The sequence below is a fragment of the Lysobacter sp. cf310 genome (genome assembly GCF_900114355.1).
Classification (GTDB): Bacteria; Pseudomonadota; Gammaproteobacteria; order Xanthomonadales; family Xanthomonadaceae; genus Lysobacter.
In genome coordinates this window covers 980,368-995,402 of sequence record NZ_FOSS01000001.1, presented here as the reverse complement: position 1 = coordinate 995,402, position 15,035 = coordinate 980,368, and the positions used below count along the sequence as shown (strand labels likewise).

Genomic DNA, 15,035 nt, shown 5'->3' with positions numbered 1-15,035 from the left:
ATTGCGCTGCGGCGCCCCGCGATTTGAGGTCTGGATGAAGCTCGGTTCCCTGAAGGAAGGCGGCCGCGACGGCACGCTGATCGTCGTCTCCCGCGATCTGACCCGCGCCGTGCGCGCCAGCGGCATCGCCGACACCCTGCAGCGCGCGCTGGAGGACTGGTCCAACGCCGCGCCGCGCTTGAACGCCCTGTCCGACGCGCTCAACGCCGGCAACGCCGAGGGTGCGTTCGATCTGGACTACGCCGCCCTGGCCTCGCCGCTGCCGCGCGCCTACGAATTCGTCGACGGCAGCGCCTACCTGCCGCACGTCGAGCGCGTGCGTCGCGCGCGCGGCGCCGAGGTGCCGGAGAGCTTCTACGTCGATCCGCTGATGTACCAGGCGGTCAGCGCCGGCTTCTACGGCCCGCGCGATCCGGTGCGGGTGGTCAGCGAGGACTACGGCATCGACCTGGAAGCCGAGGTGGTGATCGTGACCGACGACGTGCCGATGGCGGCCACGCCGGAGCAGGCCGCCGCCCATATCCAGCTGATCGGCCTGGTCAACGACGTTTCGCTGCGCAACCTGATCCCGAACGAGCTGGCCAAGGGCTTCGGCTTCCTGCAGTCCAAGCCGCGCTCGGCGCTGAGCCCGGTGTTCGTGACCCCGGACGAGCTGGGCGAGGCCTGGCAGGACAGCAAGGTCCATCGGCCGCTGCTCACCCACATCAACGGCGAGTGGTTCGGCGCGCCCGAGGCCGGCGTCGACATGCAGTTCAACTTCGCCCAGCTGGTCGCGCATGCGGCCAAGACCCGGCCGCTGTCGGCGGGCACCATCGTCGGCTCGGGCACCGTCGCCAACGAGGACACCTCGCTGGGCGCGTCCTGCTTCGCCGAGCGCCGCACGGTCGAGACCCTCGAGCACGGCAAGCCCCTGACCCCGTTCATGAAGTTCGGCGACACCGTGCGCATCGAGATGCTGGACGCCGACGGGCGCAGCATCTTCGGCGCGATCGAGCAGCGCATCGAGCAACAGGCTTCCGCCTGACGGCAGCGGCGCGCCGGACGAGAGGTATCCCCGGCGCGCCGGCCACCGGCTAAGGTGGCGATCGACCAGGCACGACGGCAGATCCAGGGACAGGCAGTGGGCGAGCAACTCAGGCTGTATTCGTACTGGCGGTCGAGCGCGTCCTATCGGGTGCGCATCGGCCTCAATCTCAAGGGCCTGGCGTACGAGATCGTGCCGGTGCACCTGGTCCGCAACGGCGGCGAGCAGCACAGCGAGGCCTATCGCGAGATCAATCCGCTGGGTCTGGTGCCGGTGCTGGAGCACGGCAGCCGCAAGATGCGGCAGTCGATCGCGATCCTGGAATACCTGGACGAAACCTGGCCGCAGCCGTCGCTGCTGCCGGCCACCGCGCGCGACCGCCAGCGCGTGCGCGCGCTGGCCCAGACCATCGCCTGCGATATCCACCCGCTCAACAACCTGCGCGTGCTGCAGTACTTCGACCGCACCTGGAGCGTGCCGCATCCGGAGCGCGAGGACTGGATCAAGCACTGGGTGCGCGAAGGCTTCAGCGCGATCGAGGCGACCCTGACCGACCACCCGTCCACCGGGCGCTATTGCGAAGGTGACACTCCGACCCTGGCCGACTGCTGCCTGGTGCCGCAGGTCTACAACGCGCGCCGTTTCGGCGTGCCGCTGGACGATTTCCCGACCATCGTGCGGATCGAGCAGGCCTGCCTGGAGCTGCCCGCGTTCGACGCGGCGCGGCCGGAGAATCAGCCGGACATGCCTGAGCAAGCCGGCTGATCCACCAGTCGACAGTGCCGGACGTTCAATAGCGGGGTGGGTATGAGGCAGCGGTTCGCAGCGTTGGCGCTGGTCGCGTTGGTGGCGTCGATCGGATGGGGGGCGGATTCGGCTGCGGCGCCCACGCAGAAGTCGGGCCGCTTGATCAAGTTGTACGACAACCGCCACGGCATACCGGTCTATTTCATCAAGGACAGCCTGGTAAAAGGGGCGGCGTTCATTCAGATCGATTCATTGTCGGATCACGAGCCCAGCGATACTTCAGGCGCGAAATCGTCCACGTCGCTCATGCGGTTCAAATGCGGCAAGAAAGAGGTCTCGGTGGTCGACATCGTGCTCTACCCCGATTCGGGCGGACGCGGGCGCGCGATGGAAAGGCTGTTGAATCCGGACACTTCGTTCAAACCGGTACAGCGTGGATCGGAGAAGGAGTACATGCTGACGGTGGCGTGCGCCCTGTAAGTTGGAGCGCGTCGACTGGTCTGGCGTCCGCTACGCCTAAGAAAAAAGCCGGCCATCTCGCGATGGCCGGCCTTGTGCGTTGCGTGACGCCGCGCTCAATGCGCGGCGTTGGCGTCGTACATGTCCGCGTAAGGATCGTGCTCGGCGCCGCCCTCGGAGAGGCGGAACTTGAGCGCCAGGCCGTCGCGCGAGTCGGCCGCCTTGAGCGCCTCCTCCATCTCGATTCGGCCTTCCTTGTAGAGGCGGAACAGGCACTGGTCGAACGACTCCATGCCTTCTTCCAGCGACTCTTCCATCGCCTGCTTGATCTCGTGCACCTGGCCACGGCGCATCAGGTCGCGCACGTGCGGGGTGTTGATCAGGATCTCGGCGGCGGGCAGACGGCGGCCGTCGGTACCGACCACCAGGCGCTGCGACACCACCGCCTTGAGGTTCAAGGCCAGGTTCATCAGCACGTTCTTGTGCGCCGACTCGTTGAAGAAGTTGAGGATGCGTTCCAGGGTCTGGTCGGCGTTGTTGGAGTGCAGCGTCGCCAGGCACAGGTGACCGGTTTCGGCGAAGGCGATCGCCGCCTCCATCGTGGTCGCGTCCAGGATTTCGCCGATCAGGATCACGTCCGGCGCTTCTCGCATCGCGTTCTTGAGCGCGTTGTGGAAAGCGTGGGTGTCCAGGCCGACTTCGCGCTGGTTGACGATCGACTTCTTGTGCTTGTGCAGATACTCGATCGGATCCTCGATGGTGAGGATGTGGCCCGAAGTATTGCTGTTGCGGTGGTCGATCATCGACGCCAGCGTCGTCGACTTGCCGGAGCCGGTACTGCCCACGATGAGCACCAGGCCGCGCGGGGCCATGATGATCTCCTTGAGCACCTGCGGCAGCTGCAGTTCTTCGATGCTGGGAATGATGCTGCGGATGGCGCGGATCACCATGCCGACTTCGCCGCGCTGCTTGAACACGTTGATGCGGAACCGGCCCGCGTCGGGCAGCGCCAGAGCCATGTTCAGCTCCAGGTCGCGCTCGAACTGCGGTACTTGGCCCTCGTCCATCAGCGAATAGGCGATCTTCTTGACCATGCCCGGGGGCAACCCGGTGTTGCCAAGCGGGTACAGTCTGCCCTCGACCTTGATATAAACCGGCGCCCCGGTGGTCAGGAACATGTCCGACGCGTTCTTTTCCGTCATCAGCTTCAGGAAATAGCCGATGTCCATGCACACACCCCTTGTTAACGACTACGTACCGTTGCAAGCACGCCGCCGGCTTCCGACAATGGCCGAGCGCACTCCTTACGCAACGGCATCCCCTATGAACGCAAGCTTCGCACGAATCAGCTTCTCACAGATGCGCACCGTGGCGCTGGCACTAGTTCTCGCTTCCGCGCTGAGCGCATGCGCCTCGCTGCCGCCGCCGACCGCGGAGCTGGCCGCCGCCCAGCAGGCGGTCACGCGCGCCGACGGCGCCGATGCCGACCAGTACGCGCCGCAGGACCTGGCCGCCGCGCGCAATGCGCTGGGCCAGGCCCAGGGCGCGATGTCGCGCGGCCGCGAGGACGACGCCCGTCGCCTGGCCGCGGCCGCCGCCGCCGACGGCGACCTCGCCACCGCCAAGAGCCGCGACGCGGTGATCAACGCCGAGCTGGCCCAGCGCCGCGCCGAGATCGCCGACTTGCGCCGCCGCCTGCAGACCGGAGACGACCGATGAGCCTGCGCCATCTGCTCAGCTGCACCCTGCTGGCGACCGCGCTGGCCGCCGCAATGCCGGCCGCGTACGCCGCCGAGGACCCCGACGTGGCGCGGCTGTCGCGGCGCCTGACCGCGGTCGACGCCGACCCCGGCCTCAACGGCTTCGGCGCCTACGAACGCCTGCAGGCGCGCCAGGCCGTGCAGGTCCTGGCCGAGGCCAGCCGCCGCGACCGCGACGGCGCTTTCTACGTGGCCGAGCGCCGGGTCCAGATCGCCGAGATCGCGGCGCGCAGCCAGGCCGCGCAGCGCGAGGTCGACCGCCTCGACCGCGAGCGCAGCGATCTGCTGGTCGAGGCCAGCCGCCGCGACGCCGAACGCGCGCGTGCCGAAGCCGAGCGCCTGCGCCTGCAGGCGCAGATGCAGGCCGAGGAGGCCGAGCGCCTGCGCGCCCAGGCCGCCGCCGACGCGCTCGCGATCCAGGACGCCGACGCGGCCCTGGCCACGGTCGGCGACGCCCAGACCGCCAAGCTCAACGCCGCGCGCGAGCGCGAAGCGGCGTTGGCGCGGCAGGAGGCCGAGCTGATGGCCGGCGGCAAACTGCCGGCGTCCAAGCGCGAGGCGCGCGGCGAAGTGTTCGCCTTGAACCGCGATGCCTTCGGTGCCGGCAAGTCCGCCCTGGGCGGCGCCGCGGCCGGGCAGGTGCGGACCCTGGCGGCCTACGTCCAGGCCGGCCCTTCGGCGTCGGTCAAGGTCGAGGCCCAGGCCGGCGACGCCAAGCTGGCCCAGCGCCGCGCCGACGCGATACGCGATGCCCTGGTCGCCGGCGGCGTGCCCAAGAGCAAGATCCAAAGTAGCGGCCGCAGCGGCAAGGGCGATCGCGTCGACGTTGTGGTCGCGGACAAATAATCTTAATAATCAGTTATTTGTGACCTGTGTCCGCGCCAATGGCACCGCCTTGGCGCGGATCCGATGCCGATCCCGGCGAATGCGACCGTCGGCCTTGCCGACCCCGAAAAGGAGGAGTAGGGTCGAATACCCAAGCGGCCGGATTTCCGCTTGGCGAAGAGCCAGGCCGATGACGCAAGCCCACCATCTGCAGGAACCCGCCACCGCAAGCAAGTCGGTGGCCGGCCTGTATGAGGCCGGCCCCGCGCCCCGCCTGGCGCCCCTCACGGACCCCCCGCGACGCCCTGGTCATTAGGCCGGGGCGTTTGCTTTTCTGCTGAAGGAGGCTTTCATGTTCGAAGAACGACCGCAGCCCGAAATCGACGCCCTGATCAAGAGCAGCCCCGAGTTCAAACAGCTCTACCAGCGCCATAAGGAGCTCGACAAGAAGGTGATGGACGCGGAGCTCGGCGTGCTGCCGATCGACGACGTCACCCTGGCGCAGATGAAGCGCGAGAAGCTGGCGGCGAAAGACCGATTGACCCAGTTGTACGACACCCAGCCTCACTGAATCTTCTTCAGCGCGGGCGGTGGCGGCCATCCTCGTCGGCCGCCACCGCCCGCGGCTACCGGATGGGCCGTGACCATCGCCGGCCCGTACTCCCGACTCGTTTTCTGGCCCGGCCCGCGGATAAGCGCGGCCCGATCGCGCGTCGCACGGTTGTCGTGGGCGTGCGCCCGGTCGCGCTTGCGGGTTCCGACGATCGCTCGCGCGCGCGGCCGCGACGCGCGGCGCCCCGCTAGAATGGCCGGGTCCCGCCGCGCCGAACGCGGCCTCGCAGAAGCCGCGTAACCGCATGGCCATCCATCAATCCGTACTCGAACTGATCGGTCAGACCCCGATCGTCAAAGCCCAGCGCCTGGACACCGGCGTGTGCGAGCTCTATCTCAAGCTGGAATCGCAGAACCCCGGCGGTTCGATCAAGGACCGCATCGGCCTGTCGATGATCGAAGCGGCGGAGAAGGCCGGCAAGATCAAGCCCGGCGACACCCTGGTCGAAGGCACCGCCGGCAACACCGGCATCGGCCTGGCCCTGGTCGCGCAGCAGAAGGGCTACAAGCTGCTGCTGGTGGTGCCCGACAAGATGAGCCGCGAGAAGATCTTCAACCTCAAGGCCATGGGCGCGCAGGTGGTGCTGACCCGTTCGGACGTGGCCAAGGGCCATCCCGACTACTACCAGGACCTGGCCGAGCGCATCGCGCGCGAAACCCCCGGCGCCTACTTCATCAACCAGTTCGGCAACCCCGACAATCCGGCCGCGCACGAGTTCGGCACCGCGCCGGAAATCCTCGAGCAGATGGGCGGCCAGCTCGACGCGATCGTGTTCGGCTGCGGCAGCTCGGGCACCATGACCGGCCTGTCGCGCGCTTTCGCCAAGCTGTCGCCCAACACCGAGCTGGTGCTGGCCGATCCGGTCGGTTCCATCCTCGAGGAATACATCAACCGCGGCACGCTCTCGGACAAGTCGGCGAGCTGGATGGTCGAGGGCATCGGCGAGGATTTCCTGCCGCCGATCTCCGACTTCACCCGGGTCAAGCAGGCCTACGCGATCAGCGACAAGGAAAGCTTCCTGACCGCGCGCGAGCTGCTGGAGAAGGAAGGCATTCTCGGCGGCTCCTCCACCGGCACCCTGCTGGCCGCGGCGTTGAAGTACTGCCGCGAACAGACCCAGCCCAAGCGCGTGCTGGTGTTCGTGTGCGACACCGGCAACAAGTACCTGTCGAAGATGTACAACGACTACTGGATGCTGGACAACGGCTTCATCCAGCGCGAAAGCCACGGCGACCTGCGCGACCTGATCCTGCGCCCGTATTCGCAGCGCGACACGGTGGTGGTGGGCCCCAACGATCTGCTGGTCACCGCCTACCAGCGCATGAAGCTGTACGACGTCTCGCAGCTGCCGGTGATGGACGGCGAGCACATCGTCGGCATCGTCGACGAGAGCGACGTGCTGTTGCACGTGTACGGCGACGAATCGCGCTTCCGCGACCCGGTTTCGACCGCGATGGTCAGCAAGCTCGACAAGATCCCGGTGTCCGATCCGATCGAATCGCTGCTGCCGGTGTTCGACCGCGGCCACGTCGCCATCGTCATGGACGGCGAGCGCTTCCTGGGCCTGATCACCCGCATCGACCTGCTCAACTTCCTGCGGCGGCGCGTGCAGTGACCGCGGCGGCGGCCGAACGCTGGCTGCCGGGCGACCGCCTGCCCGATGTGTTGCTGCGCGACGGCGCCGGGCAGGCCCAGACCCTGCACGCCGAGTTCGCCGGCGCGCCGCTGTGGCTGGCCACCCCTGCCGACGAAACCGCGGTCGCGGCCCTGCCGGCGCCGCCGGCGGGCGTGCGCGGGTTGTGCCTGGGCGCGGTCGCGTATCCGAATCCGCCGGCGGGCTGGCAGGCGTACGCGACCGATCCGCGCTGGCTGGCGGGGCTGGGCGCGAACCGCTTGTGGCTGACCGACGACAACCTGCGCCTGCAGGCCGCGAACGCGCTGCCGGCCGCCGCGCCGCCGATGCCGGCCGCGGGCGAGCGCGCGCTGACGCCGGCGCAGACCTGGCGCATCGCGCCGGTGCTGCAGATTCCCGATGTGTTCGAAGCCGAGTTGTGCGCCGAACTGATCCGTCATCTCGATGTCGACTGCGGCGGCGGCGACGCGTCCGGCGTGGTGGTGCTGGAGGACGGCGAACAGCGGTTCCAGCTCGATCCCGCCGTCAAGCAGCGCCGCGAGAGTTTTCCGCGCGATCCGGCCCTGGAAGCGCGCATGCACGAACGCCTGCTGCGCCGCGCGCTGCCCGAGATCGCGCGCGTCTACCAGTTCAACGTGGCGCGGCGCGATCCGTTCAAGCTGCTGGCCTATCCGCAGGACGCGGGCTACTTCCGCGCCCACCGCGACAATGAAACGCCCGACGTCGCCTACCGGCGCTTCGCCCTGTCGGTGAACCTCAACGCCGGCGCCTACGGCGGCGGCGAGTTCCGCTATCCCGAATTCGGCCCGCACCTGTTCTCGCCGGCGACCGGCTCGGCGCTGGTGTTCTCGTGTTCGCTGCTGCACGAGGTGCTGCCGGTGCGCAGCGGCACGCGCTATGCGATGACCACGTTCCTGGCCTGAGCGCTCGCGCTCACAGACCCAGTCGCGGCCGCAAGCCGTCTGCATCCAGGCCGGTCAGCGCGCCGTCCGCCCAGGCCAGGCCGGCCTCGATCTGCGCCGCGTGCGCGCGCGCCGCCGCCGCCAGCTCGCGTTCGCGCGCGGCGGCATCGTAGGCCTGGCGGTGATCCTTGGCGTAGCGGTCGAGCAGGCCCGAGGCCGCGATCCGCGCGGCCCAGTCCGCGGGCACGGCCAGGCCGTAGTGCGCGGCCAGCTCGGCGGTGCGCGCGGCCGGATCGGCCAGCACGGCCGCGAAATCCAGGTCGATCAGGCGAGCGGCCATGGCCGGATCCGCGCGCAAGCGGCGCCAGCGCAGTTGTTCGGCCAGCCACAGGCGGGCCAGGCGGGCGCCGTCGCCGGTGGCCGCGGGCAGGCCGGCGGGGCCGAACTCGGCCAGGCGCAGGGCCTCGCCGGCCAGGCTGCCGTCGCGCAGGCCGTCCTCGCGCAGCATGGTCGCCAGCCAGCTGCGCAGGTCGATCCAGAGCAGGCAGGCGCGCCCGGGCGCCTGCGCCAGCAGGCGTCCCGCCAAGCTGGTCACGGCGCTGGTCGGCTTGATCAGCACGACTTGGCTGTCGTCGAAACGCCGGTTCAGCAGGCGCAGCACCGGGCCCTGCCAGGCCTGCGTGGCTGGGTCGTCCGGGGCCTGGGCCAGGCTCAGCAGGGGCAGGGGCTCGCGCAGGCCCAGCACCGGTTCCAGCGTATCGAGCAAGCGGCTGACCAGACTGGAGCCGCAATGTCCTATATGGAAAATCCAGTGCAGGGGCGCCGGGGTCGGCGGCGGCGCCAGCGCGGCCTCGATTTCGGTCAGCGACAGCTCCCAGCCGCGGATGTCGCGATGGTGCAGGGCGCGCTGGTCCAGGAAGCTCGCGCGGCGGTAGTCGGCGGGCTCGAAATGCAGCACCCAGCCGCGTCCCGCTGCCGCGTCGAAGGCGAACAATGGATAGGCTGCACTGTGACTGAAGTCGGGTGGCAGGCGCCGGGTCGGACTCATGGGCGATGGTAGAATTCGCGTTTGCGCATGCTAGCCGAAGCGGAAGAACGCAATGACTGAACGAAAGCCGGATGGCGGGGCGCACAAGCCCGGACTGGGCACCCTCGCGATCCACGCAGGCCAGTCCCCCGACCCGACCACGGGCGCGGTGATGACGCCGATTTATGCGACCTCGACCTACGCCCAGAGCAGCCCGGGCGTGCACCAGGGCTTCGAGTACTCGCGCAGCCACAACCCGACCCGCTTCGCCTATGAGCGCTGCGTCGCCGGCCTGGAGGGCGGCAGCCACGGCTACGCCTTCGCCTCCGGCCTGGCCGCGACCTCGACGATCCTGGAACTGCTGGATTCCGGCAGCCATGTGATCGCGATGGACGACGTCTACGGCGGTACCTACCGCCTGTTCGAACGCGTGCGCCGGCGCTCGGCCGGCCTGGACTTCAGCTGGGTCGACCTCAGCGACATCGCCGCCTTCGAGGCCGCGATCCGCCCCGAAACCAAGCTGGTCTGGATCGAAACCCCGACCAACCCGCTGCTGAAGCTGGTGGACGTGGCCCGCATCGCCGAGATCGCGCGCAAGCGCGGCCTGATCGTGGTGGTCGACAACACCTTCAGCTCGCCGATCCTGCAGCGTCCGCTCGAACTGGGCGCGCACCTGGTCATGCACTCGGCGACCAAGTACCTCAATGGCCACTCCGACATCGTCGGCGGCATGGTGGTGGTCGGCGACGACGCCGGCATCGCCGAGCAGATGACCTTCCTGCAGAACGCCATCGGCGGCGTGCAGGGCCCGTTCGACAGCTTCCTCGCCCTGCGCGGCCTGAAGACCCTGCACCTGCGCATGAAGGCGCACTGCGAGAACGCGCAGGCGCTGGCCGAATGGCTGCAGTCGCACCCGTCGGTGGAGAAGGTGATCTACCCCGGCCTGAGCTCGCACCCGCAGCACGAACTGGCCAAGCGCCAGATGCACGGCTTCGGCGGCATGGTCAGCATCCTGGTCAAGGGCGGCATGGACGGCGCGCGTCGGATGATGGAGCGCTGCGAACTGTTCGCGATCGCCGAATCGCTGGGCGGCGTGGAAAGCCTGATCAACCACCCGGCCGTGATGACCCACGCCTCGATCCCGCCCGACCGCCGCGCGGCGCTCGGCATCGCCGACAACCTGGTGCGTCTGAGCGTGGGTGTGGAGGATCTGGCGGATCTGCGCGCCGAACTCGAAGGTGCGCTGGCGCAATGAGTCATGGCCAGTTGATCAACTCGCACCTCCCGCCGCCAGCGGGACCGCGCAGCCTGTTCCTGGGGTTCTGGCGCGAGCGCCGCCTGATCGCGCAGCTGATCCGGCGCGACGTGCTGGGGCGCTATCGCGGCTCGATCATGGGCGTGGCCTGGTCGTTCCTGTATCCGGTGCTGATGCTGGCCGTCTACACCTTCGTGTTCTCCGTGGTGTTCGAGGCCAAGTGGCCCGGTTCGCTCGCCGGCCAGGGCAAGGCGCGCTTCGCGTTGCTGCTGTTCATCGGCGTCATCGCGCATGGCTTGATCGCCGAGGCCCTGATCAAGGCGCCCAGTTTGATCGTCGGCAACGCGAACTACGTGAAAAAGGTCGTGTTTCCGTTGGAAACGCTGGGCTGGAGCCTGATGGGTTCGGCGGTGTTTCATGCGCTGGCCAGCCTGACCATCCTGCTGGTGGCCAAGCTCCTGCTGGAGGGTTCGATTCCGCTGACCACGCTGTGGCTGCCGGTGATCCTGCTGCCGTTGGTGCTGTTCGCGTTGGGGATTTCCTGGCTGCTCGCCTCGCTGGGCGTCTTCATCCGCGATATCGGCCAGATGACCGGCGTGGTGTCGACGGTATTGATGTTCCTCGCGCCGGTGTTCTATCCGATCGCGTCGTTGCCGGAAAAGTACCGCGGTTGGGTCTATGCCAATCCCATCACGATCGCCATCGAGCAAAGTCGCGCGGCCTTGTTCACCGAGGTCGCTCCGGATCCGTCGCTGCTGATCCGCTACTACGCGTTCGCGCTGGTGTTCATGGCGTTCGGTTACTGGTGGTTCCAGAAGTCGCGCCGGGGGTTCGCCGATGTCCTCTGACGCCTTCCCCCAGCCGACCGATGCGACGCCCGCGGACCGGGCGATCGTGGTATCGGACGTCAGCAAGTGCTACCAGATCTACGAGCGTCCGCAGGATCGCCTCAAGCAGGCTCTGCTGCCGCGCCTGGACCGTATGGCGGGCCTCAAGCCGCGCACCTATTTCCGCGAGTTCTGGGCGTTGAGCGGCGTGTCCATGACGGTCGCGCGCGGCGAAACCGTCGGCATCGTAGGGCGCAACGGTTCGGGCAAATCCACGTTGTTGCAGATCGTGTGCGGCACCTTGTCGCCGACCAGCGGCACCGCCGCCATTTCCGGTCGCGTGGGCGCCCTGCTCGAGCTGGGCAGCGGGTTCAACCCCGAATTCACCGGTCGCGAGAACGTCTACATGAACGGCGCGATCCTGGGCATGAGCCAGGACGAGATCGCCAGCAAGTACGACGACATCGTCGCCTTCGCCGACATCGGCGATTTCATCGACCAGCCGGTGAAGACCTACTCCAGCGGCATGTACGTGCGCCTGGCCTTTGCCGTGATCGCGCATGCCGATGCCGAGATCCTGATCATCGACGAGGCTCTGTCGGTCGGCGACGTGTTCTTCGGACAGAAGTGCATGCGCTTCCTGCGCGACTTCCAGAAGCGCGGCACCGTGCTCTTCGTCAGTCACGACGCCGGCGCAGTGACCAATCTGTGCGACCGCGTTCTGTGGCTGGACGGCGGCCGTGTCGTGATGGATGGGCCGGCCAAGGAAGTTTGCGAAGCCTACAGCGCGAGCGTGTACGGCCATCGTCCTGAAGTGCTGCCGAAGCCAGCGGCGGAGCCGCTGGAGCGCGAGCACACCGACGATGCCGGCGTAATGGATGCGACGAGGGACAAATCGCTGGCCCCTGCCGAGACGGATGCCGAGGGGTTCGACCCCAGCCTCGATCACAGCCGCATGCGCGTGTTCCGTTTCGATCCGAACCTCGAAGGCTTCGGCGACGGCGGCGCCAGCATCACCTCGATGCGCCTGGAGAGTGTCGAAGGCCGCAAGCTGTTGCTGATGGAAGGCGGACAGGTCGTGCGCCTGATCATCGAAGCGGTAGCGCATCGCCACATCGCCAGCCCCATCATCGGCTTCTTCTTGAAGGACCGTCTAGGCCAGCAGTTGTTCGGCGTGAACACCTACCGCGATCACGATATCGCCAAGCCGGTCCAGCCCGGACAGACGGTGAGCGCGGTATTCGAGTTCCGCATGCCATACCTGCCGCCGGGCCGATACACGGTCGACACTGCGCTCGCGGACGGTACCTATTTCAATCACGTTCAAGCGATCTGGGTTTATGATGGTTTGGTGCTCGAGTCCGTGATGGAAACCCGTTCGACCGGGTTGGTGGGTATTCCCTTCCGTGCGATCGAGTTGAGCGTTACGGACCCGGCCGCGCCCGCGCATGTCGCCTCGCCGCAAGCCCACGGGACCTCGGCCTGATCGAAAACCCGACGTTCGCTCACGGTTTCCGGCGATGTGACGCCAGCGCCCCTGGCCGATGCCGAGCAGCCTGTCCCTCCCCCAAACCCCAGTTCCGGAGTTAGAAATTGAGTCCGTGTTCCCATATGCATACGTCTCGGTTGGCCGACTCCCTTGCGACGATGGTTCGCGTCGTTGCGCGCGTAGCGGAGGTTGAGGCATGAGTGCCGGAACGCCGCAGTTGAAACTCAATGCCGCCATGTCGCTACCGGCGGCGCGCGTGCCGCCCAGCGCGTGGATCGGCCACATTCCGTTCGCGTTCTGGCTGGTCGAAGAAGCCAAGCCGCGCATGCTCGTCGAGCTGGGCAGCCACCATGGCGCTTCGTATCTGGGCTTCTGCCAGGCGGTGCGCCACTGCGCCCTGGACACGCGTTGCTTCGCAGTCGACATGTGGACGGGCGACGAGCATTCCGGGTTCTACGGCGACGAAGTCTTCAAGACGCTTTGGCAATACAACCAGGAGCAGTACGGCGGCTTCTCGGCGCTGATGCGCATGAAGTTCGACGAGGCACTGGAGTACTTCGCCGAAGGCAGCATCGATGTGCTGCACATCGACGGCCTGCATACCTACGAAGCGGTGCGTCAGGACTTCGAGACCTGGCTGCCGAAGATGTCCAGCCGCGGCGTGGTGCTGTTCCACGACACCATGGTGCGCGAGCGCAACTTCGGCGTCTGGAAGCTGTGGGGCGAGCTGGTCCAGCAGTATCCCGGCTTCGAGTTCCAGCACACCCACGGCCTGGGCGTGTTGCTGGTTGGTCCCGATCAGCCGCAATCCCTGCTCGATCTGGCCGCATTGCGCGGCAGCGAAAGCGAGGCGACGGTGCTGCGTCTGTTCGATGCGCTCGGTAGCCGCATTTACGCGGATCGGCGCATCGCCGAGGCCGAGGCGCGCGCCGATGGCGCGTTGGAGCAGGCCAGGCAGCAGTTGGCCCAGATCGGCACAGTGGAGGCCAGTCAGAACGACATGGAACTGGCTGCCGCGCGCGCCCAGATCGCGCAGCTGAGCGGCGAGCTCGACACGGTACGCGCGCGCATCGCGGCGGCGCCACAGTCCACCGCCGCCGACGTGGTCGCACTGCAGACGGCGCTGGACGAATGCCAGGCGCAGATGCGGGCGCAGGACGAGCGCTTCCGCCAGATCATGGGCTCGCGCAGCTGGAAGTTGACCGCGCCTGTGCGCTGGCTGTCGGCGGCGTTCAAGGGTAAGTAGGCATGGGCTCGCTCAAGGCCCTGATCGGACGCTCGCTGCGCGATGCCTACCATGCCTTGCCGGTGTCGTGGTCGACCCGGCTGTCGCTGAAGCAGCTCGTGTTCCGGGGGCTGGCGCCGGTGTTATCGCGCACCGGTTCCTATCGGCGCTGGGACGAGCACGATCCTGAGGCTGGCGCGGGCTCCCCCGGCGGCGTATCGGTACCGGGCGTGGATCCGCGCGAACTGGCGCGGCTGTCCGAGCGCCTGGCGTTGCAGCAGCGATACGTGCGCCAAGTGCTGGCCTCGGCGCGTTCGGGCCGCAGTCTGGACTTCGTCGCCGCGCCGGCGGCCACCGGCCCGGTCGCGTTGCGCGCCAAGGCGATCGCGCTGTACCTGCCCCGGACCGCGTCCGGCGCCGATCACGATGCCGCGACGCAGTCCCAGGATCGCAGCGGCTGGGCCGATATCGCGGCCGCCGTACCCCGATTCGTCGGCCACGAGCAGCCCCGGCTGCCGGGCGAACTGGGGTTCTACGATCCGCAATTGGGTGCGGTCATGCAGCGTCAGGTCGAACTGGCGCGACTGCACGGCCTGCACGGTTTCTGCTTTCTGCTGAGCGGCGATCTCGATCGCAGCCCCTTGTCGCGTTACGTCGCCGATACGACGATCGATTTCCCGTTCTGTGTGTGCTGGTCGGCCACGATGCCTGCCGATGCCGATGCCGATGCCGATGCCGATGCCGATGCAGATGCAGTTGTCGACGCCGACGCCGACGCCGACGCCGATACCGATACCAATACCAATACCAATACCAATACCAATACCAATACCAATACCAATACCGATACCGATACCGATACCGATACCGATACCGATACCGATACCGATACCGATACCGATACCGATACCGATACCGATACCGATACGCCGACCCAAGACGACGGCGCGCGCTTCGTCGCCGAGCTGGCGCCTTACCTGGCCGATCCGCGCTATATCCGCATAGCGGGGCGCCCGCTGGTGGTGGTGCGCGGCCCGGAATCGTCGCCGGTCGATCGCGCCGTTCCGGAGCGCTGGCGCCAGGCCTGCCGCGAGGCCGGTTTCGGCGACGTGTTCCTGGCTGCGTTGCAGCCCGCAGCGCGCGAGCCCGAACCCCAAGCCGCCGACGATGCGCCGAACGCCGAGGTGGGGCATGATGCGATCGCTGTCGAAGCTGTCGAAGCTGTCGAAGCTGTCGAAGCTGTCGAAGC

At 67.7% G+C, this 15,035-nt stretch carries 15 protein-coding genes; 13 read left to right on the top strand and 2 right to left on the bottom strand.

Annotated features, from left to right (window positions below; genetic code table 11):
• The first annotated feature begins 34 nt into the window (after nt 1-34).
• The 3 genes from BMZ45_RS04320 (at nt 35) to BMZ45_RS04310 (ending at nt 2,251) form a co-directional block, all read left to right on the top strand.
• The gene (locus BMZ45_RS04320) at nt 35-1,024 is read left to right on the top strand and encodes a fumarylacetoacetate hydrolase family protein (RefSeq protein ID WP_091632825.1); all 990 of its coding nucleotides are present in this window, start codon (nt 35-37) and stop codon (nt 1,022-1,024) included.
• A gap of 96 nt (nt 1,025-1,120) precedes the next feature.
• A complete protein-coding gene (maiA, locus tag BMZ45_RS04315; protein ID WP_091632822.1) occupies nt 1,121-1,789 on the top strand; it encodes a maleylacetoacetate isomerase in 669 nt (222 codons plus the stop codon).
• A gap of 42 nt (nt 1,790-1,831) precedes the next feature.
• The gene (locus tag BMZ45_RS04310) at nt 1,832-2,251 is read left to right on the top strand and encodes a surface-adhesin E family protein (RefSeq protein ID WP_091632820.1); all 420 of its coding nucleotides are present in this window, start codon (nt 1,832-1,834) and stop codon (nt 2,249-2,251) included.
• 95 nt (nt 2,252-2,346) lie between these two features.
• Here BMZ45_RS04310 and BMZ45_RS04305 read toward each other — a convergent pair whose 3' ends face one another.
• The gene (locus BMZ45_RS04305; protein ID WP_056178868.1) at nt 2,347-3,459 is read right to left on the bottom strand and encodes a PilT/PilU family type 4a pilus ATPase; all 1,113 of its coding nucleotides are present in this window, start codon (nt 3,457-3,459) and stop codon (nt 2,347-2,349) included.
• A gap of 94 nt (nt 3,460-3,553) precedes the next feature.
• On the opposite strand from BMZ45_RS04305, the gene BMZ45_RS04300 reads away from it, so the two are divergent.
• The 5 genes from BMZ45_RS04300 to BMZ45_RS04280 all read left to right on the top strand — a co-directional run bounded on the left by BMZ45_RS04300 (nt 3,554) and on the right by BMZ45_RS04280 (nt 7,984).
• Entirely contained in the window at nt 3,554-3,949 is a 396-nt protein-coding gene (locus tag BMZ45_RS04300) for a DUF4398 domain-containing protein (protein WP_091632814.1), read from the top strand.
• On the top strand, nt 3,946-4,836 hold the full coding sequence (locus BMZ45_RS04295) for an OmpA family protein (protein WP_091632811.1): 891 nt from the start codon (nt 3,946-3,948) through the stop codon (nt 4,834-4,836). Before BMZ45_RS04300 ends, BMZ45_RS04295 begins: the two co-directional genes overlap by 4 nt.
• A 331-nt stretch (nt 4,837-5,167) precedes the next feature.
• The gene (locus tag BMZ45_RS04290; RefSeq protein ID WP_056178877.1) at nt 5,168-5,386 is read left to right on the top strand and encodes a YdcH family protein; all 219 of its coding nucleotides are present in this window, start codon (nt 5,168-5,170) and stop codon (nt 5,384-5,386) included.
• A gap of 286 nt (nt 5,387-5,672) precedes the next feature.
• Entirely contained in the window at nt 5,673-7,043 is a 1,371-nt protein-coding gene (locus BMZ45_RS04285) for a pyridoxal-phosphate dependent enzyme (RefSeq protein WP_056178880.1), read from the top strand.
• The gene (locus BMZ45_RS04280) at nt 7,040-7,984 is read left to right on the top strand and encodes a 2OG-Fe(II) oxygenase family protein (RefSeq protein WP_091632808.1); all 945 of its coding nucleotides are present in this window, start codon (nt 7,040-7,042) and stop codon (nt 7,982-7,984) included. Before BMZ45_RS04285 ends, BMZ45_RS04280 begins: the two co-directional genes overlap by 4 nt.
• A gap of 10 nt (nt 7,985-7,994) precedes the next feature.
• Here the strand turns inward: BMZ45_RS04280 and BMZ45_RS04275 are convergent, their stop codons facing one another.
• On the bottom strand, nt 7,995-9,011 hold the full coding sequence (locus BMZ45_RS04275; protein ID WP_139215383.1) for a hypothetical protein: 1,017 nt from the start codon (nt 9,009-9,011) through the stop codon (nt 7,995-7,997).
• A gap of 52 nt (nt 9,012-9,063) precedes the next feature.
• On the opposite strand from BMZ45_RS04275, the gene BMZ45_RS04270 reads away from it, so the two are divergent.
• The 5 genes from BMZ45_RS04270 to BMZ45_RS21510 form a co-directional block, all read left to right on the top strand.
• Nucleotides 9,064-10,245 (top strand): cystathionine gamma-synthase, encoded by a 1,182-nt coding sequence (locus tag BMZ45_RS04270; RefSeq protein ID WP_091632803.1) that lies wholly within the window; start codon nt 9,064-9,066, stop codon nt 10,243-10,245.
• A complete protein-coding gene (locus tag BMZ45_RS04265; protein ID WP_091632800.1) occupies nt 10,242-11,093 on the top strand; it encodes an ABC transporter permease in 852 nt (283 codons plus the stop codon). Before BMZ45_RS04270 ends, BMZ45_RS04265 begins: the two co-directional genes overlap by 4 nt.
• Entirely contained in the window at nt 11,083-12,558 is a 1,476-nt protein-coding gene (locus BMZ45_RS04260) for an ABC transporter ATP-binding protein (RefSeq protein WP_091632796.1), read from the top strand. The genes BMZ45_RS04265 and BMZ45_RS04260 overlap by 11 nt, the downstream gene beginning before the upstream one ends.
• Nucleotides 12,559-12,757: 199 nt before the next feature.
• A complete protein-coding gene (locus BMZ45_RS04255; protein WP_254776524.1) occupies nt 12,758-13,807 on the top strand; it encodes a class I SAM-dependent methyltransferase in 1,050 nt (349 codons plus the stop codon).
• A 2-nt stretch (nt 13,808-13,809) separates the two neighbouring features.
• The coding region (locus BMZ45_RS21510; RefSeq protein WP_175488912.1) for a glycoside hydrolase family 99-like domain-containing protein at nt 13,810-15,035 on the top strand (1,226 nt) is incomplete at its 3' end.

What these genes read in the sequence shown, in the direction of transcription:
- BMZ45_RS04320 (WP_091632825.1), top strand. Translation starts at nt 35, where the DNA reads ATGAAGCTCGGTTCCCTGAAGGAAGGCGGCCGCGACGGCACGCTGATC.
- BMZ45_RS04285 (WP_056178880.1), top strand. Translation starts at nt 5,673, where the DNA reads ATGGCCATCCATCAATCCGTACTCGAACTGATCGGTCAGACCCCGATC.
- BMZ45_RS04255 (WP_254776524.1), top strand. Translation starts at nt 12,758, where the DNA reads ATGAGTGCCGGAACGCCGCAGTTGAAACTCAATGCCGCCATGTCGCTA.
- BMZ45_RS04260 (WP_091632796.1), top strand. Translation starts at nt 11,083, where the DNA reads ATGTCCTCTGACGCCTTCCCCCAGCCGACCGATGCGACGCCCGCGGAC.
- BMZ45_RS04290 (WP_056178877.1), top strand. Translation starts at nt 5,168, where the DNA reads ATGTTCGAAGAACGACCGCAGCCCGAAATCGACGCCCTGATCAAGAGC.
- BMZ45_RS04310 (WP_091632820.1), top strand. Translation starts at nt 1,832, where the DNA reads ATGAGGCAGCGGTTCGCAGCGTTGGCGCTGGTCGCGTTGGTGGCGTCG.
- BMZ45_RS04265 (WP_091632800.1), top strand. Translation starts at nt 10,242, where the DNA reads ATGAGTCATGGCCAGTTGATCAACTCGCACCTCCCGCCGCCAGCGGGA.
- BMZ45_RS04275 (WP_139215383.1), bottom strand. Translation starts at nt 9,011, where the DNA reads ATGAGTCCGACCCGGCGCCTGCCACCCGACTTCAGTCACAGTGCAGCC.
- BMZ45_RS04305 (WP_056178868.1), bottom strand. Translation starts at nt 3,459, where the DNA reads ATGGACATCGGCTATTTCCTGAAGCTGATGACGGAAAAGAACGCGTCG.
- BMZ45_RS04295 (WP_091632811.1), top strand. Translation starts at nt 3,946, where the DNA reads ATGAGCCTGCGCCATCTGCTCAGCTGCACCCTGCTGGCGACCGCGCTG.
- BMZ45_RS04270 (WP_091632803.1), top strand. Translation starts at nt 9,064, where the DNA reads ATGACTGAACGAAAGCCGGATGGCGGGGCGCACAAGCCCGGACTGGGC.
- BMZ45_RS04300 (WP_091632814.1), top strand. Translation starts at nt 3,554, where the DNA reads ATGAACGCAAGCTTCGCACGAATCAGCTTCTCACAGATGCGCACCGTG.